The 14,020-nt window shown below is 63.2% G+C and carries 12 protein-coding genes; 6 read left to right on the top strand and 6 right to left on the bottom strand.

The window, feature by feature from the left end; translation table 11 throughout:
• Positions 1–49 precede the first annotated feature (49 nt).
• From gmd to ACQY7X_RS09265, 5 genes are read left to right on the top strand one after another with little or no spacing between them, the layout of a single operon-like run.
• Positions 50–1,114, top strand: coding sequence for a GDP-mannose 4,6-dehydratase (gene gmd / locus ACQY7X_RS09285; protein ID WP_428249627.1), 1,065 nt, complete (start codon positions 50–52; stop codon positions 1,112–1,114).
• Entirely contained in the window at positions 1,111–1,986 is an 876-nt protein-coding gene (locus ACQY7X_RS09280; protein ID WP_428249626.1) for a class I SAM-dependent methyltransferase, read from the top strand. The genes gmd and ACQY7X_RS09280 overlap by 4 nt, the downstream gene beginning before the upstream one ends.
• Positions 1,987–2,030: 44 nt before the next feature.
• Positions 2,031–2,978, top strand: a complete 948-nt coding sequence (locus tag ACQY7X_RS09275; protein ID WP_428249625.1) for a UDP-glucuronic acid decarboxylase family protein — start codon at positions 2,031–2,033, stop codon at positions 2,976–2,978.
• A gap of 42 nt (positions 2,979–3,020) precedes the next feature.
• A complete protein-coding gene (locus ACQY7X_RS09270; protein ID WP_428249624.1) occupies positions 3,021–4,043 on the top strand; it encodes a nucleotidyltransferase domain-containing protein in 1,023 nt (340 codons plus the stop codon).
• A 34-nt stretch (positions 4,044–4,077) separates the two neighbouring features.
• Positions 4,078–5,760, top strand: a complete 1,683-nt coding sequence (locus tag ACQY7X_RS09265; protein ID WP_428249623.1) for an ABC transporter ATP-binding protein — start codon at positions 4,078–4,080, stop codon at positions 5,758–5,760.
• Positions 5,761–5,784: 24 nt separating this feature from the next.
• Here ACQY7X_RS09265 and ACQY7X_RS09260 read toward each other — a convergent pair whose 3' ends face one another.
• The gene (locus ACQY7X_RS09260) at positions 5,785–6,810 is read right to left on the bottom strand and encodes an NAD-dependent epimerase/dehydratase family protein (RefSeq protein ID WP_428249622.1); all 1,026 of its coding nucleotides are present in this window, start codon (positions 6,808–6,810) and stop codon (positions 5,785–5,787) included.
• Positions 6,811–6,942: 132 nt separating this feature from the next.
• On the opposite strand from ACQY7X_RS09260, the gene ACQY7X_RS09255 reads away from it, so the two are divergent.
• On the top strand, positions 6,943–8,400 hold the full coding sequence (locus tag ACQY7X_RS09255) for an oligosaccharide flippase family protein (protein ID WP_428249621.1): 1,458 nt from the start codon (positions 6,943–6,945) through the stop codon (positions 8,398–8,400).
• 12 nt (positions 8,401–8,412) lie between these two features.
• Here the strand turns inward: ACQY7X_RS09255 and ACQY7X_RS09250 are convergent, their stop codons facing one another.
• The 5 genes from ACQY7X_RS09250 to ACQY7X_RS09230 all read right to left on the bottom strand — a co-directional run bounded on the left by ACQY7X_RS09250 (position 8,413) and on the right by ACQY7X_RS09230 (position 14,018).
• Positions 8,413–9,597, bottom strand: coding sequence for a glycosyltransferase family 4 protein (locus tag ACQY7X_RS09250; RefSeq protein WP_428249620.1), 1,185 nt, complete (start codon positions 9,595–9,597; stop codon positions 8,413–8,415).
• Positions 9,598–9,674: 77 nt separating this feature from the next.
• Positions 9,675–10,226: a polysaccharide biosynthesis/export family protein gene (locus ACQY7X_RS09245; protein ID WP_428249619.1), complete on the bottom strand. Its 552-nt coding sequence runs from the start codon at positions 10,224–10,226 to the stop codon at positions 9,675–9,677.
• Entirely contained in the window at positions 10,226–11,479 is a 1,254-nt protein-coding gene (locus ACQY7X_RS09240; RefSeq protein WP_428249618.1) for an outer membrane beta-barrel protein, read from the bottom strand. Before ACQY7X_RS09240 ends, ACQY7X_RS09245 begins: the two co-directional genes overlap by 1 nt.
• A gap of 236 nt (positions 11,480–11,715) precedes the next feature.
• Entirely contained in the window at positions 11,716–13,137 is a 1,422-nt protein-coding gene (locus tag ACQY7X_RS09235; RefSeq protein WP_428249617.1) for a sugar transferase, read from the bottom strand.
• A gap of 80 nt (positions 13,138–13,217) precedes the next feature.
• Positions 13,218–14,018 (bottom strand): metallophosphoesterase family protein, encoded by an 801-nt coding sequence (locus tag ACQY7X_RS09230; RefSeq protein ID WP_428249616.1) that lies wholly within the window; start codon positions 14,016–14,018, stop codon positions 13,218–13,220.
• Positions 14,019–14,020: the final 2 nt, after the last annotated feature.

Genomic DNA, 14,020 nt, shown 5'->3' with positions numbered 1-14,020 from the left:
CCAATATGCACGCGAGACTCAGGCGAAAACCCACCCGAGGCCCAGGCGGATGCAGTCGAACAAGGTTGCCCTGATCACCGGCGTGACTGGCCAGGATGGCGCCTATCTGGCCGAGCTGCTGCTCGCCAAGGGCTATATCGTGCATGGCGTGAAGCGGCGCTCCTCGTCCTTCAACACCGGCCGCATCGACCATCTCTACCAGGATCTGCACGAACGCGACCTGCGCTTCTTCCTGCATCACGGCGACATGACCGATGCCACCAACCTGATCCGCCTGGTGCAGCAGGTGCGGCCCACCGAGATTTATAATCTGGCGGCCCAGAGTCACGTCCAGGTCAGTTTCGAGACCCCGGAATATACCGCGAATGCCGATGCGCTCGGCACGCTGCGGCTGCTGGAGGCAATCCGCATCCTGGATATGACCAAGCAGGTGCGATTCTATCAGGCAAGTACATCCGAACTGTACGGTCTGGCACAGGAGACGCCGCAGCGCGAAACGACACCGTTCTACCCGCGCAGCCCCTATGCCGCCGCCAAGCTCTATGCCTACTGGATCACGGTGAACTACCGCGAGGCCTATGGCCTGCATGCCTCGAACGGCATCCTGTTCAACCATGAGAGTCCGATCCGCGGCGAAACTTTCGTGACGCGCAAGATCACCCGCGCGGTGGCGGCGATAGAGCATGGGCAGCAGGATTGCGTGTATCTCGGCAATCTCGATGCCAAGCGCGACTGGGGCCATGCGCGGGATTATGTCGAAGGCATGTGGCGGATCGTGCAGCACGAACAGCCGGAGGATTTCGTGCTCGCGACCGGGGAAACCCGCAGTGTGCGCGAATTCGTCGAATTTGCCTTCGGCCATGTCGGCCGCGGCATCACCTGGCAGGGCAGCGGCGCGGAGGAAACCGGCCGCGACGGCAAGACCGGCGAGGTGCTGGTCCGCATCGATCCGCGCTACTACCGCCCGACCGAAGTGGATCTGCTGCTTGGCGATGCCAGCAAGGCGAAGGCAAAGCTGGGCTGGACCGCGACCACCAGCTTCGCGGACATGGTCCGCGAGATGGTAGATGCCGACGTGCGGCAACACGCCGCCGGCAAGCATGCCCCGGCATGAGCACGGTATTCACCTGGAACGAAGCCGACATGGAAGCCCTGCTCCTGTCGTGCGACAACAATGAAGTAACCGATCTTATCAACCAGTATCTCGATAAGAGCGGCCCGGTGCTCGAATCCGGCTGTGGCGCCGGACGCTATGTGAAATACCTGTCAGAGCGCGGCTGGAACGTCACCGGCCTGGAATATTCCCAGGCAACCGTCGAGATGGTGCGGAGCAAGTGGCCGGAACTGGATATCGTGCAGGGCGATGTGGCCGCCAGCGGTTTCCCCGACAACCACTTCAGCGGCATGATCTCGCTCGGCGTTGTCGAGCATTTCCCGGAAGGCCTCGCAGCCCCCCTGGCAGACATGCACCGCATCCTCAAGCCGGGCGGCCGCGCCATTATCACCGTACCCTGCATGAGTACCCTGCGGCGCTTCAAGCATCTGCTGTGGTGGTATGAATTGCGCGGCTGCATCAAGCCGATTGCCAAGCGCATCCTGCGCGGCACCCCCCTGGATCTCACCGTTAACCGGCTGCGCCGGGATTACCGCCACCCGGTCAATCCGGCCCTTGGCCCCTTCTACGAATACCGGCTGACACCGGAGGCCTTTGTTACCGCCATACAGGCCGCCGGCTTCAGGATCATCAGGCATCTGCCGATCGGCCATGTCGACGGCATGTACCACGAGTTGAATCCGTTCAAACTGCTGGTCAAGTTCAACACCCACAGCTTTGAGCAGACGGCATTATGCCGCGCCCTGAATACCGCCCTGAGCCGATGGCCGTTCTTCCATGCCCATATGCAGGCGGTGATCGTGGAGAAGGCGACGAATCAGCCCCTCGGCCAGCATCGCGGCGATGGCCTGCCGGCGCCGGACCCGGTATAAAACGGCAGGGCTTCCAGACAACCGCAATCGTCGACGAGCGGCACATGCATTCTTCTCTCCGTATCCTGGTTACTGGCGGCGCCGGCTTCATCGGTTCGCATCTCTGCGAGGAACTGCTGCGGCGCGGCCATGACGTATTGTGCATCGACAATTTCTATACCGGCACGCGCAACAATGTTGCCGGCCTGCTGGCGAATCCGAATTTCGAGTTGATGCGCCATGATGTGACCTTCCCGCTCTATGTCGAGGTCGACCGCATCTTCAATCTCGCCTGTCCGGCATCGCCGGTGCATTACCAGTTCGACCCGGTGCAGACGACCAAGACCAGCGTGCATGGCGCGATCAACATGCTCGGCCTGGCCAAGCGCCGCCGCGCCCGCATCCTGCAAGCCTCGACCAGCGAAGTGTACGGCGACCCGGAAATCCATCCGCAGCCGGAAAGCTATTGGGGCAACGTCAATCCGCTGGGGCTGCGGTCCTGCTATGACGAGGGCAAGCGCTGCGCCGAGACACTGTTCTTCGATTACCACCGCCAGCACAACCTGGAAATCAAGGTGGCACGCATCTTCAATACCTATGGCCCGCGCATGCACCCGAATGATGGTCGCGTGGTGTCGAACTTCATCATCCAGGCCCTGCGCGGCGAGGACATCACGATATACGGCGATGGCCAGCAGACGCGTTCCTTCTGCTATGTCGATGACATGGTGGATGGCCTGCTGCGGCTGATGGAATCACCTGCCGACTGCACTGGCCCGGTCAATCTCGGCAACCCGGTCGAAACCACGATCCGGCAGCTGGCCGAGCGCATCATCGCCCTCACCGGCAGCCGATCGAAGCTGATCGCCAAGCCGCTGCCTGCCGACGACCCGCGCCGCCGCTGCCCTGATATTTCACTCGCACGCCGTGAACTGGACTGGGAGCCGCGCTGCATGCTGGATGACGGCCTGATGCGCACGATCGAGTATTTCCGCGCAACGCTGTCGGCATGACACAGTTGCCTGTCGCCATACGCGCAATGCAGTCTGGCTGACATGACACCTGCTTTCGCTCTGCTCCTGCAGGCCGTGCGCCCCCGGCCAGACATCGCGGCGATACGCCGGCAAGCAGGCCTGATATCCGACTGGGATGATGTGGTGGCCCGGGCGCGCGAGCATGCCGTCGAGCAATTGCTGCTGCGTGGCATGCATGCGGCCGAACTGCCAAGCCCGGACCTGCTGAAGCAGGCGGCCGGCAGCAAGACGCGCCGCTCGCTGCGGATCACAGGCCAGCTGGTCCGGGTGGCCGGGGCGCTGGCGGAAGCCGGGCTGCCCTATCTCACCTTCAAAGGCCCGACTGAAAGCCTTATCGCCTACCGCAATCCGGCGCTGCGGAACTTTCGCGATATCGACCTGATTGTCGCTCCTGCCGACATGGCCAGAGCCATCGCGCTGCTGCAATCCCTCGGCTTTGCGATCATGCCAGCCAACCCGCCGCATTATGTGCCAAGCCCCTCGCAGGTGGCCCTCTATCACCGCGAAGCGCGCAGCCTGATCGACCTGCATGCGCGCTGGGCGGACATTCCGGGCTTATTCGACTGGCCTTTCGCCGAGGCATTCGAACAGCGCCACACCGTGCAGATTGCCGGCACACCGATCCATACATTGCCGGATGTGGAACGGTTGCTGTTCCTCTGCCTGCATGGCGGCCTGCATCTGTGGGAGAAATTGAGCTGGGTCTGCGACCTGGCCTGGGAAGCGGCCACCATCGCACATGATGGCGAGGCGCTGGAGCGGCGTGCCCGCCGGCTCGGGGTCAGCCGCCAGCTGAGCCTGGGCATGGCCCTGGGGCATCGCCTGCTCGACATGCCATTACCGCCGGGATTTGCCGAAACCGTGCTGCCGTTCGGCCTGCGCCGCCTGCAGGCCGAAGCGACCTTGCGGCTGGAGCACAACCTGATACAGCAGCCTCGCCACCGTATTCATGCCCTTATCTGCCAGCTGCTGCTGCGCGACAGCCATGGCAGCCGCCTCGCCGAAATGCTGTATCGCTGGCAGCGCATGCGCCAGCGCGCGTGACAAGGGCCAAGGGCATGGCGCATAAATTCCGGCCATGAATTCATCGGTCCGCCATCTTCTGACGACCGGGCTGCCACGGCGCAAATGGCAGCTGGCCGGCGTGTTGTGCCTCGGCCTTCTGGCCGGCCTTTCCGAAGGTGCCGGCCTGATGCTGCTCGGCGTCCTGATCGACCGTTTCGGCCTCGCTGGCGGCAAGCCGGAAACCGGCGCCTGGCAAGCCAGCCTGGAAACCGTGCTGGTGATCTATACCCTGCTGGTGATAGCCATGGCCCTGGTAACCCGGGCCCGGATCGTGGTGGCGGCGCGGCTCCGGTTCCGTGCCGTGGAAGTATTGCGCGACCGCCTTGTGCGCGCCCTCCTGCATATGGAATGGCCCGCCCTGCAGCGGGTGAGCACGCCACGCGCGACGCAGCTGCTGACATCCGAGGTGATACGGGTGAGCATCGGCATTGAATTGCTGCTGAATGCCACGGCCATTATTGCGCGCCTGCCAATCCTGCTGGCCGTAGCGGTGCTGCTCTCACCCCACTATGCCTTGAGCATGCTGGTTATTCTGGCCCTGTTCGGCATGGCCGCCACGGTGATGAACCGCGCCCTTCGGCGCAGCGGCGAACGGTTTCTGGCGGCGGGCACCCGCATGCAGACGGCGATAAGCGAGGCGCTGTCCGGGCGGCATGTCATCAAGAGCATGAATCTGGAAGCGGCATGGATCGCGCATTTCGCTGCCGCCGGGCGCGAAATCCAGGAAGCACAGGTTATCCAGGCCAGCCGCCTTGCCACCAGCCAGGCCGCCGCCGGCATCGCCGTTGCGCTGATGGCGGTGGCTGGCCTAGTGATTGCGGTATATGGCTTCGGCACGGCCCTGGCTGACGCAATGATCGCCACCCTGGCTTTTGCCCGGCTTGGGCAATCCTGCCTGCGTATTCATGATTCATGGCGGACAGTGCTGCTGTCCTTGCCAGCCGAGGCGGCAATCCGGCAGATGCTCGATGAAGCACAGCGCAATGCCGAACCCGGCCAGGCATCCGATCCGCTGCCGCTGCCGCGCCAGACGATAGAACTGCGCGATGTAAGCATATCGCGCGGTGGCGACCAGCCACTGCTGCAACTGCCCGATGCCCGTATCGCGGTGGGCCAGATCACGCTGGTCACCGGCCCGTCCGGCAGCGGCAAGACCACCCTGGTTGATGCCGTGATGGGCTTGCAGGTGCCGGCCCATGGCGAACTGCGCCTGGATGGCAAACCGCTGGCAGCAACAGAGCGGCGGGCCTGGCGCAGCCAGATCAGCTACCTGCCGCAGGATGCCTTCCTGTTCAATGAAACCATTCGCCACAACCTGCTGCAGGCGTATCCGACGGCAACGGAGCCGGAGCTGTGGCAGGCACTGGAGAAGGCCGATGTGGGGGCTTTGGTCAGGCAATTGCCGCAGCAGCTCGATACCATAGTCGGTGAAAGGGGCGACAGCCTCTCCGGTGGCGAGCGCCAGCGGATCGCCCTGGCGCGGGCGTTAGTGCGGCAGCCGGCGCTGCTGATACTGGATGAGCCGACCAGCGCCCTGGATACCGAAAGCGAAGCGCGCATCGTAGAGGTGCTGCAACGCCTGAAAGGCGGCATGACGATCCTGATCGTCACCCACCGCGCCGCTTTTCATGCCCTTGCCGATCATGTGATCACGCTTGATGGCTGGTGGGGCGGCGCGGCAATGCCGCAGGATTGAACGCCTGCGGCATTGCAGCCGCGTTCAGGGCCGCAATGCCCCGGCGCCGGCCAGCAGGTAGTCCAGCATGCCTTTCAGCCCGGCCGCCAAAGAGATGGTGGCGGAGACGCCCAGTTCGGCAGTGGCCTTGGAAGGATCGCCGAGAGAATCCTGGATATCGCCCATCCGCTGCTGTCCGAATTGCAGCTGCGGCTGCTTGCCGGCAAAAACGCCGATCTGTTCGGCAAGCTGCAGAATACTGGCCGGCTTGCCACTGCACACATTGTAAACCCTGGCACCATCCGAGAGGCGACGCATCGTCGCCAGCAGATGCGCCACCACGTCCGACACATGGATGAAGTCGCGGATCTGCCGCCCATCGCCATGAATCTGCACCGGGGCATCGCGCAGGATGCGAGCCGCGAAGGCAGCCACCACACCGGCATTGGACAGACTGCTGTCGCGGTCGAACGGGCCATAGACATTGAAGAAGCGCAGCCCGGTATTGGGTATCCGATGGCTGTACCAGGCGGCCCGGCCATGCATCTCGCTGCCCAGCTTGTCGGCGGCATAGGCGGTCAATGGGGCGGGCGTGGCGGTTTCCGCCAGCGGCAATGCCGGATTGTCACCATAGACCGAGGCCGAGGACGCATAGACCACCGGCACCGGGTTGGCGAAGCTGCGCGCGGCATCGAAAACGGTGATGCTGCCGGTTTGATTGCTACGATGCGTGCCGCGCCAATCGACCAGGGAATCCTGGATCGCCGTGCGTGCGGCGAGATGGAAACAGCCGGCGCAGCCTTCCATCACCTGCCGCACCAGGTCGGCATCGGCAACATCGCCGACAAACAGCTTGGCACCAGATGGCAAAGCCTCTCGCCGGCCAGTGGAGAGATTATCGAGGACATGTACATCATCGCCGGCGGCCAGCAGGGCGGTCACCAGATGCGACCCGATGAACCCGCAGCCTCCGGTGATCATGTATTTCGCCATGCGCCAATCCTCACGACCAGCTTGAGCCATGCCGGCCGGTACTGCTGCCGCCCAGATATTCGGGCCAATCGGCAGCATCCATTGTCTACACATCCCGCAGATCGCCGTGACTATAGACAGACGGCCTGCCGTTTACAATTCTTGGCGCCAGTGCGGCACTTCGCACCTTGCCGGACAGGCCGGCAAGGCACACCGCGCGCAAGGACCACCGTGGCAGCAACACCAGATTCAGCGCCGGCCACCATCCGCATGACGCCCCCCTTGCTGTGGGTCTATGGCTGCGGCGCGTTTGGCATGCTGCTGCAGATCGGCGGCACGGCGATCCTGGCGCGCATATTGGCGCCACAGTCATTCGGTGAAATCGCGGTGGCGGCGGCGGTGCTGCGCGTGGCGCAGCATGTAGCGAATATGGGCATGACCACCGCCCTGACCCGCGAGGCGGGCCGGATCGAGGCGGCGGCACGGGCGCTGATCCTGTTCTCGGTAGGCTTCAGCCTGCTGCTTGCCGGCCTGCTGTGGATCTGCGCCCCAATGCTGCTGTGGCTTCAGCCGGAAGCCACCGGCAGTATTCCGGTGCTGCGCGCCCTCGCCTTCACCCCGGTGCTCGCAGCCTGTGGCCAGGCCGCTGCAGCCCTGCTGCAATCCCGGCTGGATTTCCGCCGCCTGGGATTGGCGCAACTGGCGGCCCAAGCCAGCGGACAAATCGGTGTTGCGATTCCGCTTGCCATCCTGGGCGCTGGCACCTGGAGCCTGGTCTGCGGCAGCCTGGTGCAGGCGGCTATGCTGGCTGCGCTGGTACTGATGTTCGCCAGACCCGGCTGGCGTGGCCCGCTGGCGGTTCCGGCGGACCTGCTGCGGCTTGGGTTCCGCTACATGCTGCTGCGGCTGCTGGATGTGAGCGGCCAGTCGATCCCGCCCCTGGCCATCACCGCGATGGCCGGCCTCGCCGCCACCGGCAGTTTCGATCGCGCCTTCGCATTATCCGTGATGCCGCTGGACTGGCTGGCCACCGGATTGGCGACAGTGCTGTTCCCAATCTACGCACGGCAAACGGCGCAGGCGGAAAACGCACGCTTGCTGCTGCCCAGCATCGCGCTTGGCGGCGGTGTGCTGTTTGCCGTGGCAATCGGCATGCTGATGGCGCGGGATCATCTGGTGCTGGCAGTTTTGGGGCCGCAATGGCATGCCGCCACGCCACTGCTCGGCTGGCTTGCCGCCTGGGGCTTCCTGCGTGGGCTGGTGGTGCTCAATGGCAGCCTGGTGGAAGCCCGCAGCAGCCTGCGGTTCCGCAGCTGGCAGCAGGCCGGCTACGTTGTCTGCCTCGCTGGCCTGTTGCTGCTGGTGCGGCCATCTGGCGCGGATCACATCATGATGCTGCTTGTGGCGGTGGAAGTGGTGAATGTCGCGCTGCTGTTCTGGCATGCCGCGCATGTCGCCGGCCTTGCGGCACTGCCGCTGCTGCGCAGCCTGCTGGCCGTATTCTATCCCGGCCTGGCCGTTGCCGTGAGTCTGGCGCTGGTGCTGCCGGTAACGGCAGCCTGGCCGGCCGCGACGGCACTTGGCCTCTGCATCGGGCTATCGGCACTGGCCCTGGCCGGATCGCTTTACTGGCATCCCGCCCCTGCATTGCGCAGCCTGGTGCGCAGCTTACTACGCCGCCCGGCTTGAACCGGTCTGGCGCTAGCGCCAGGCCGAGCCGCACAACTCGGTATACAGAGCCGCATGGCGCGCGGCGATGGCCTTCATGCCGAAGAGCTGCATGGCGCGTGCGATGCCGCTTTCCGCCAGGTGCAGCCGCCGCGCAGGATCTTGCGCCAGATCCCGCATTGCCTCGGCCAGCGCGGCTGCCGAGCGAACATCGGTCAGCAGACCGGCGCCGCCGTGATCAAGCACCCAGGGGATGGCGCCGCTGTTGCTGCCGCCGATCACCGGAATACCACTGGCCATGGCTTCCACAACGGCCATGCCCTGGGATTCCTCAAGCGAGGGATGGACCAGAATATCCACCTCCCCACGCAACTGATCGAGCAGGACGCCATGCGGCAGCATGCCGACAAAAGCAACGCCGTCGGCGACACCATGGGAAGCCGCCCAGCGCGCCGCCGGCCCATCGGCACCATAGCCATCCCCGATCATCAGCAAACGGCTATCCGGCAGATCGCGGCGCAGGCTGGCAAATGCCCGCAGCAGCGGGGCGGGATTCTTCAGCCGTCCCCAGCCATTCATGACACAGGCAAAGACCGGCTGGCGCTGCCGGCAGGCTGCTGCCGCCTGAAACAGTTTTTCGTCGATGCCATTGGGGATGACGGCACATTCGCCGCGAAAACCAATCCAGCGCCTGAGATGCCGTTCGATATGCGGCGATACCGCGATGATACGATCCGCGCGACGCAGCACGGCATAGGCCATCACCGTGCGCATGAAACGATAGGGCGATGGATCATGCCGCAGGATGGCCAGGGGCGCGTCATGCGCCGTGATCAGGCAGGGCGCCCCGGCGGCCTGGGCCGCCATGGCGAATTCGTAGGTCCAATGGGCATGGATCAGGGCGGGCTGCTCGCGGGCCAGCGTGGCGGCAAGATAGCCGCGTTCGGCGGCGAAGAAATCCCGCGCCCTGCCGCGCCGCCGGCCCGGCCCGATGCAAAGGCGCAGCGGTCCGGCATCGATCACCACTTCCCTATGCAACCCGATGGCATAGCTGATGATGATGACACGGCGGCTATGGCCCAGCAGCGCCCGGGCCAGGGCAGGCAGCACGGTGGCGCCGCTGTCACGCGGCACATCATCCCGCCAGGCTTGCGGCTGAATCAGGTCGCGCAGGGCATCCAGGCTGACAGGCCCGACCAGGGCAATACCAGCGGCCATCCGGCCCTCCGTTCAGCGCGCCGCAACCGCTGGAGAATAGCTGGCCGCAAGGCTGTGCCGGCCCGACAGCGGCAGACTCAGAAAAGCCTCTCGGTCACTTCGATGACATCGCCCGGCAATACCGGCGTATCGACATTGGCCCGGATCTTCTGTGTGCCTTTGGTGGTTTCGCGGCGAATGCGGATGTCGCCACGATCGGCGCGATAAGTGAAACCGCCCCCCATGGCCACGGCGTTGATCACCGTCATGCCGTTCACATAGCCATAGCGGCCTGGCAGGTTGACTTCACCAAGGATGAAGAACGGGCGATAGGTCAGCACTTCGACACTGACGCGCGGCTGCTGCAGAAAATCCTTCTTCAGCAGGTCGACCATCTTCGATTCAACTTGGGGAATCGTCAGGCCGCCAATGGCAATCTGCCCGATCAGCGGATAGGAAATGTTGCCGCCGCCATCAACCTCGAATTCACCGGAGAGATCCGGTTCGCCGAACACGTTGATGCGCACCTTGTCATTCGACCCCAGCCGGTAGACCGCATCCTGCGACTGGGCGGGATGGCTGAATAAGGCCCCCGCGAATACCGCGCCGCCGCAGAGCTGGAAAAAGCCTCGACGTGTCGCCTCAACCATCAGAATAGCGATGAGAAACCAACGAATACAGTGTTAGCGCTGTATTCCGACGCGGCCAAATTGGCGGCACGGTGGTTGTAGGTGTAGCCGCTCGTGATCTTGTAGCTGCGGTTGATCTGATAGGTCGCCTTCAGATTCGCCTCGTACACATCATAATTGCGATCCACGCCGCGGAAATCCTGCTGCGTATACTTGCCGCCAGCGGAGAGGATGATGTTGCGCTGCAATTCGTGATCGACGCTGAGTTCGAACACATTCTGGAGCGCACCGGCGGCACGATTGATCGTGGTTTCCTCGATGCTGCGGGCAGCCTTGACCTTAACCGTGGTCAATCCGGTGGCATTCCAGGTCAGGCCGGTGCCAAATACCGGGCCGCTGACGGCTTCGAAACGGGGATCAACGTAATCCTGCCACAGATAGCCAAGGTAAGCGAAACCCTTCAGCTTGCCGGTCAGCTCAACCTGCGCGCCGAGGCGGGTTTCATAGCCCGAGGAGTCGCGGCGATAGCCGAGATCGTCTACCGCCGACTCATATTTGCGGTCATTGGCGCGGCCTTCCACATAGGCGGAATAACCCGGCGTCAATTCATAGCCAACACGCACACCGCCAGCAATTTCACGGCGATCGCGGTCAGCATTGTTGACGACGCCGCCACCCGCCAGAAGGCTGTTGGTGAAGGTCATCTCCTTCAGCGAGGCGTCCGCAGTGAACCACAGGCGCGTCGGCTTGTGTTCGGCGGTGAAATCGATGCCCCGGGTAACAACCTCGATCGGCTCAAGACCACCGGTCACGGCATCAGGCGAGCCACGCGTTTCGTGATCGAACGTGTAAAACGGGCGCAGCGCGACCCAGGAGCCGCGGGCGATGTCGAATTTGCCACGGGCGTAGGTATCGAAATTATTGGTGCTTTCGTCGCTGTATTCGAGATAGCGCAGGAAACGGCCGGAAGCCCACAATTCGAGCTGATGCGCCGTCCAGTTCGACTGCACATACACAGACGGATTGATGGTGGCGAAGAAGTCAGACTTCTTGTCATCCTTCGACGAGTAAAGATTATCGGTGTATGTCGCCAGGATATCGAGGCCCGGATTGATCATGAACGCACCGAGACGAATGCCCAGCGGTTCGTAGCCGGGCTGCTTGCGCTCGGTCACTTCCTGCGCTTCGAGAGTGCGGTTGCGATCAATCTGCTCCTTCTGCGTCGCATTGAATTCGCTCTGCGGCGGCGTATTGCTGGTTTGGGCCTGGGCCATTCCAGGGAGGCAAAGCACCGCGAGGCTGGCGCCAAACAATCCGAAGGAAACCATGGTGCGGATGCACGACGGGTGCCTGCGCGGCCGCTCAGCCGAAACTGCAATCATCCTGTCCACCACTTTGTCCCCCATCACGAACCGGCCCGCACTCGACCCAATACTACGAGCGGCTGATTGATCCGTCCGCCAGTACCGGGTTTAAATAAATCAAAACAAGCCTTTAGCCTAGTGCCCATTTAATACGCTCCGCGTCCCGCCACCACAACCCCTGCGGTTTTGAGCAGAATATAGAAATCCAGCCACAGGGACCAGTTTCTTACATAGTATATGTCCAGAAATTCCATCTCTGATTGCAGGGCGTCTGCCCTTTTGGTAACCTGCCAGAAGCCTGTCATGCCCGGGCGCACCAATTCGCGAATATTTATCGCCTCCTGGCTCAGAATGGCCAGATGATAATCCGGCAGCGGACGCGGCCCGACCAGGCTCATATCCCCACAGAAAACATTCCAGAGCTGTGGCAATTCATCGATGCTGAACCGCCGCAGCCAGCGGCCGATGCCGGGAATGATGCGGGTGTCGTCCTTCACTTTACCGTTACGGGTCCAGTCATCCGTGGCGGCTGCCTCCACCGCGGCTTTCTCGCCGGCCTCCGCCACGGCCGGATGCAGTTTATCGGCATCGGGAATCATGGTGCGGATTTTCCACATATGGATTGGATGGCCGCCCCGGCCGCGCCGCGGCTGAACATAGAACGGCCAGGCCGGCGATATCGCATACACGGCCAGCGCCGCCATCAGGATGATCGGCAGTGCAACGGGCAGCAGCAGTAGAACAACCACTATATCCAGCAGACGCTTGGTGAAAGCGTGGCGCCGCAGTGTCAGCGTGCGCTGCATCTCAATGATCAGGCGCCCCGGCCCGATATCCCGGGCCGCGACATTATGGCTTTGCAGTGGCCCGAGATTCGGCGCCAGCAGGATGTGGCGGTAAGCCAGATGATCGAAGCTGACATTGGACTGCAGATCGCCCGGAGGCAGCGCCACCGCCACCGAGATGCCGCGGTCTGCCGGGCCATTGTCCGGCGGCCAGTCATGCGCCTCGGCCTCGTACCAGCCGAGTTCTGGATTGCTCTTGAGCAGTTTGGAGAAGGCCGCGCGTTCGGCCATCGGGCCGAACAGGGCAACAGGTATGCCCCAGCGCCGCAGCCGCAGCAGCGCCGCAATGGCGACCATATCCCAGATCGGCAGCAACAGCGCGAACACGAAAGTGACCAGCAGGATGCCGCGGGACCACAGGCCGTTCTGCGCCAGGTAATCGAAGGCGCCGATGGCCGCGAAGCTGAGCAGGATGACCAGAACCCGGCGCCGCAGGCGGTCCACCGCATGCAGGCCATAGCCTGGATATAGTCCGGCCACGGCGAAACCGACCGGGATCAGCAATACGGCGAAATGGATGCCGGTGAAATTACCCGGATTCACCACCGCCGAACTTGGCGGCAGCAATTCCAGCCGCACGAAGATTGCCGCCAGGGTCATCGCCTGCAACAGCAGCACATCTCCGAGCAGGATGAAGCCGACCGATATGTGTGAGGAAAAGGCAGCCCGACGATCATTGCCGACAGCGCCGGAACGGGAACCAAAGCCGGGAAGAAACGACATGGGGGAACTCGGGTTGCTTCGGTTGCGTATCAGCGCAGGATCGTCGTTAGGCGCAGGCTGGTCGCTGGCTTGCCGCGCCTTCAGGCGCCAACCTGGAGGATACGCCGCTCGGCCGCTTCAAGGATAATCGCACTCAAAACCCCTGTTGCATAGGCGCCGGTATCAACACCAATCCGGTGCGGTAGCAATTCAGGTTCGGTGGAAATATTGTGACCATGCACCACAACCTTCTCGAATGGGCCGCGGCTTTCAAGAAACGGCTTGCGAATCCATATCAGGTCGCTGTCGCGCTGCTGCGCCAGGGGACGACCGGGATGGATACCGGCATGGGCAAAGAAATAATCCGCGTAGCTGATCGCACAGGGAAGCTGGCGCAGGAAAATCCGGTGCCGCTCCGGCTGCCGCTGCAGCAGGTCGTCTCTCAGGCGGCCCAGATCACCGCGAGACGGCAGGCCGACCGGGGGGGCGCAACCATAACTCGACAATGTCGCGGCGCCGCCCATGGTGAGCCAGGCTTCCGCCCCTTTGCCGCTGTCGATGAAATCCAGAAACATGCGTTCATGGTTTCCCATCAGCACAGTATAGGCATAGTCCGGCGGCAGGGGGGGCGTGAGAGCCAGCTCGATAACCTCCCGGCTCTGCATCCCTCGATCAATAAGATCGCCCAAAAGAACAACTACAGCGCGCACACCCTGAGCCATTCCGCTGGCATCGGCAACGATGGCGGAAAACATCCGCCGCAGCAGATCCGCGCGGCCATGAATGTCTCCGATGGCATAAATCCGCATCCCGGCGGGAGCCATTGCCGCCACCGGATCAGCAGGCGGTTCGGACTGGCGCAGAACGCGCCGCAAGGCGCCGCTAAGTTTGCGAAAGTCCATTT

This window comes from Ferrovibrio sp., assembly GCF_965278975.1.
In the GTDB taxonomy this organism is placed as follows: Bacteria; Pseudomonadota; Alphaproteobacteria; order Ferrovibrionales; family Ferrovibrionaceae; genus Ferrovibrio.
The sequence above is the reverse complement of the archived record's forward strand: the minus strand, read 5'-3'. Positions and strand labels throughout refer to the sequence as shown.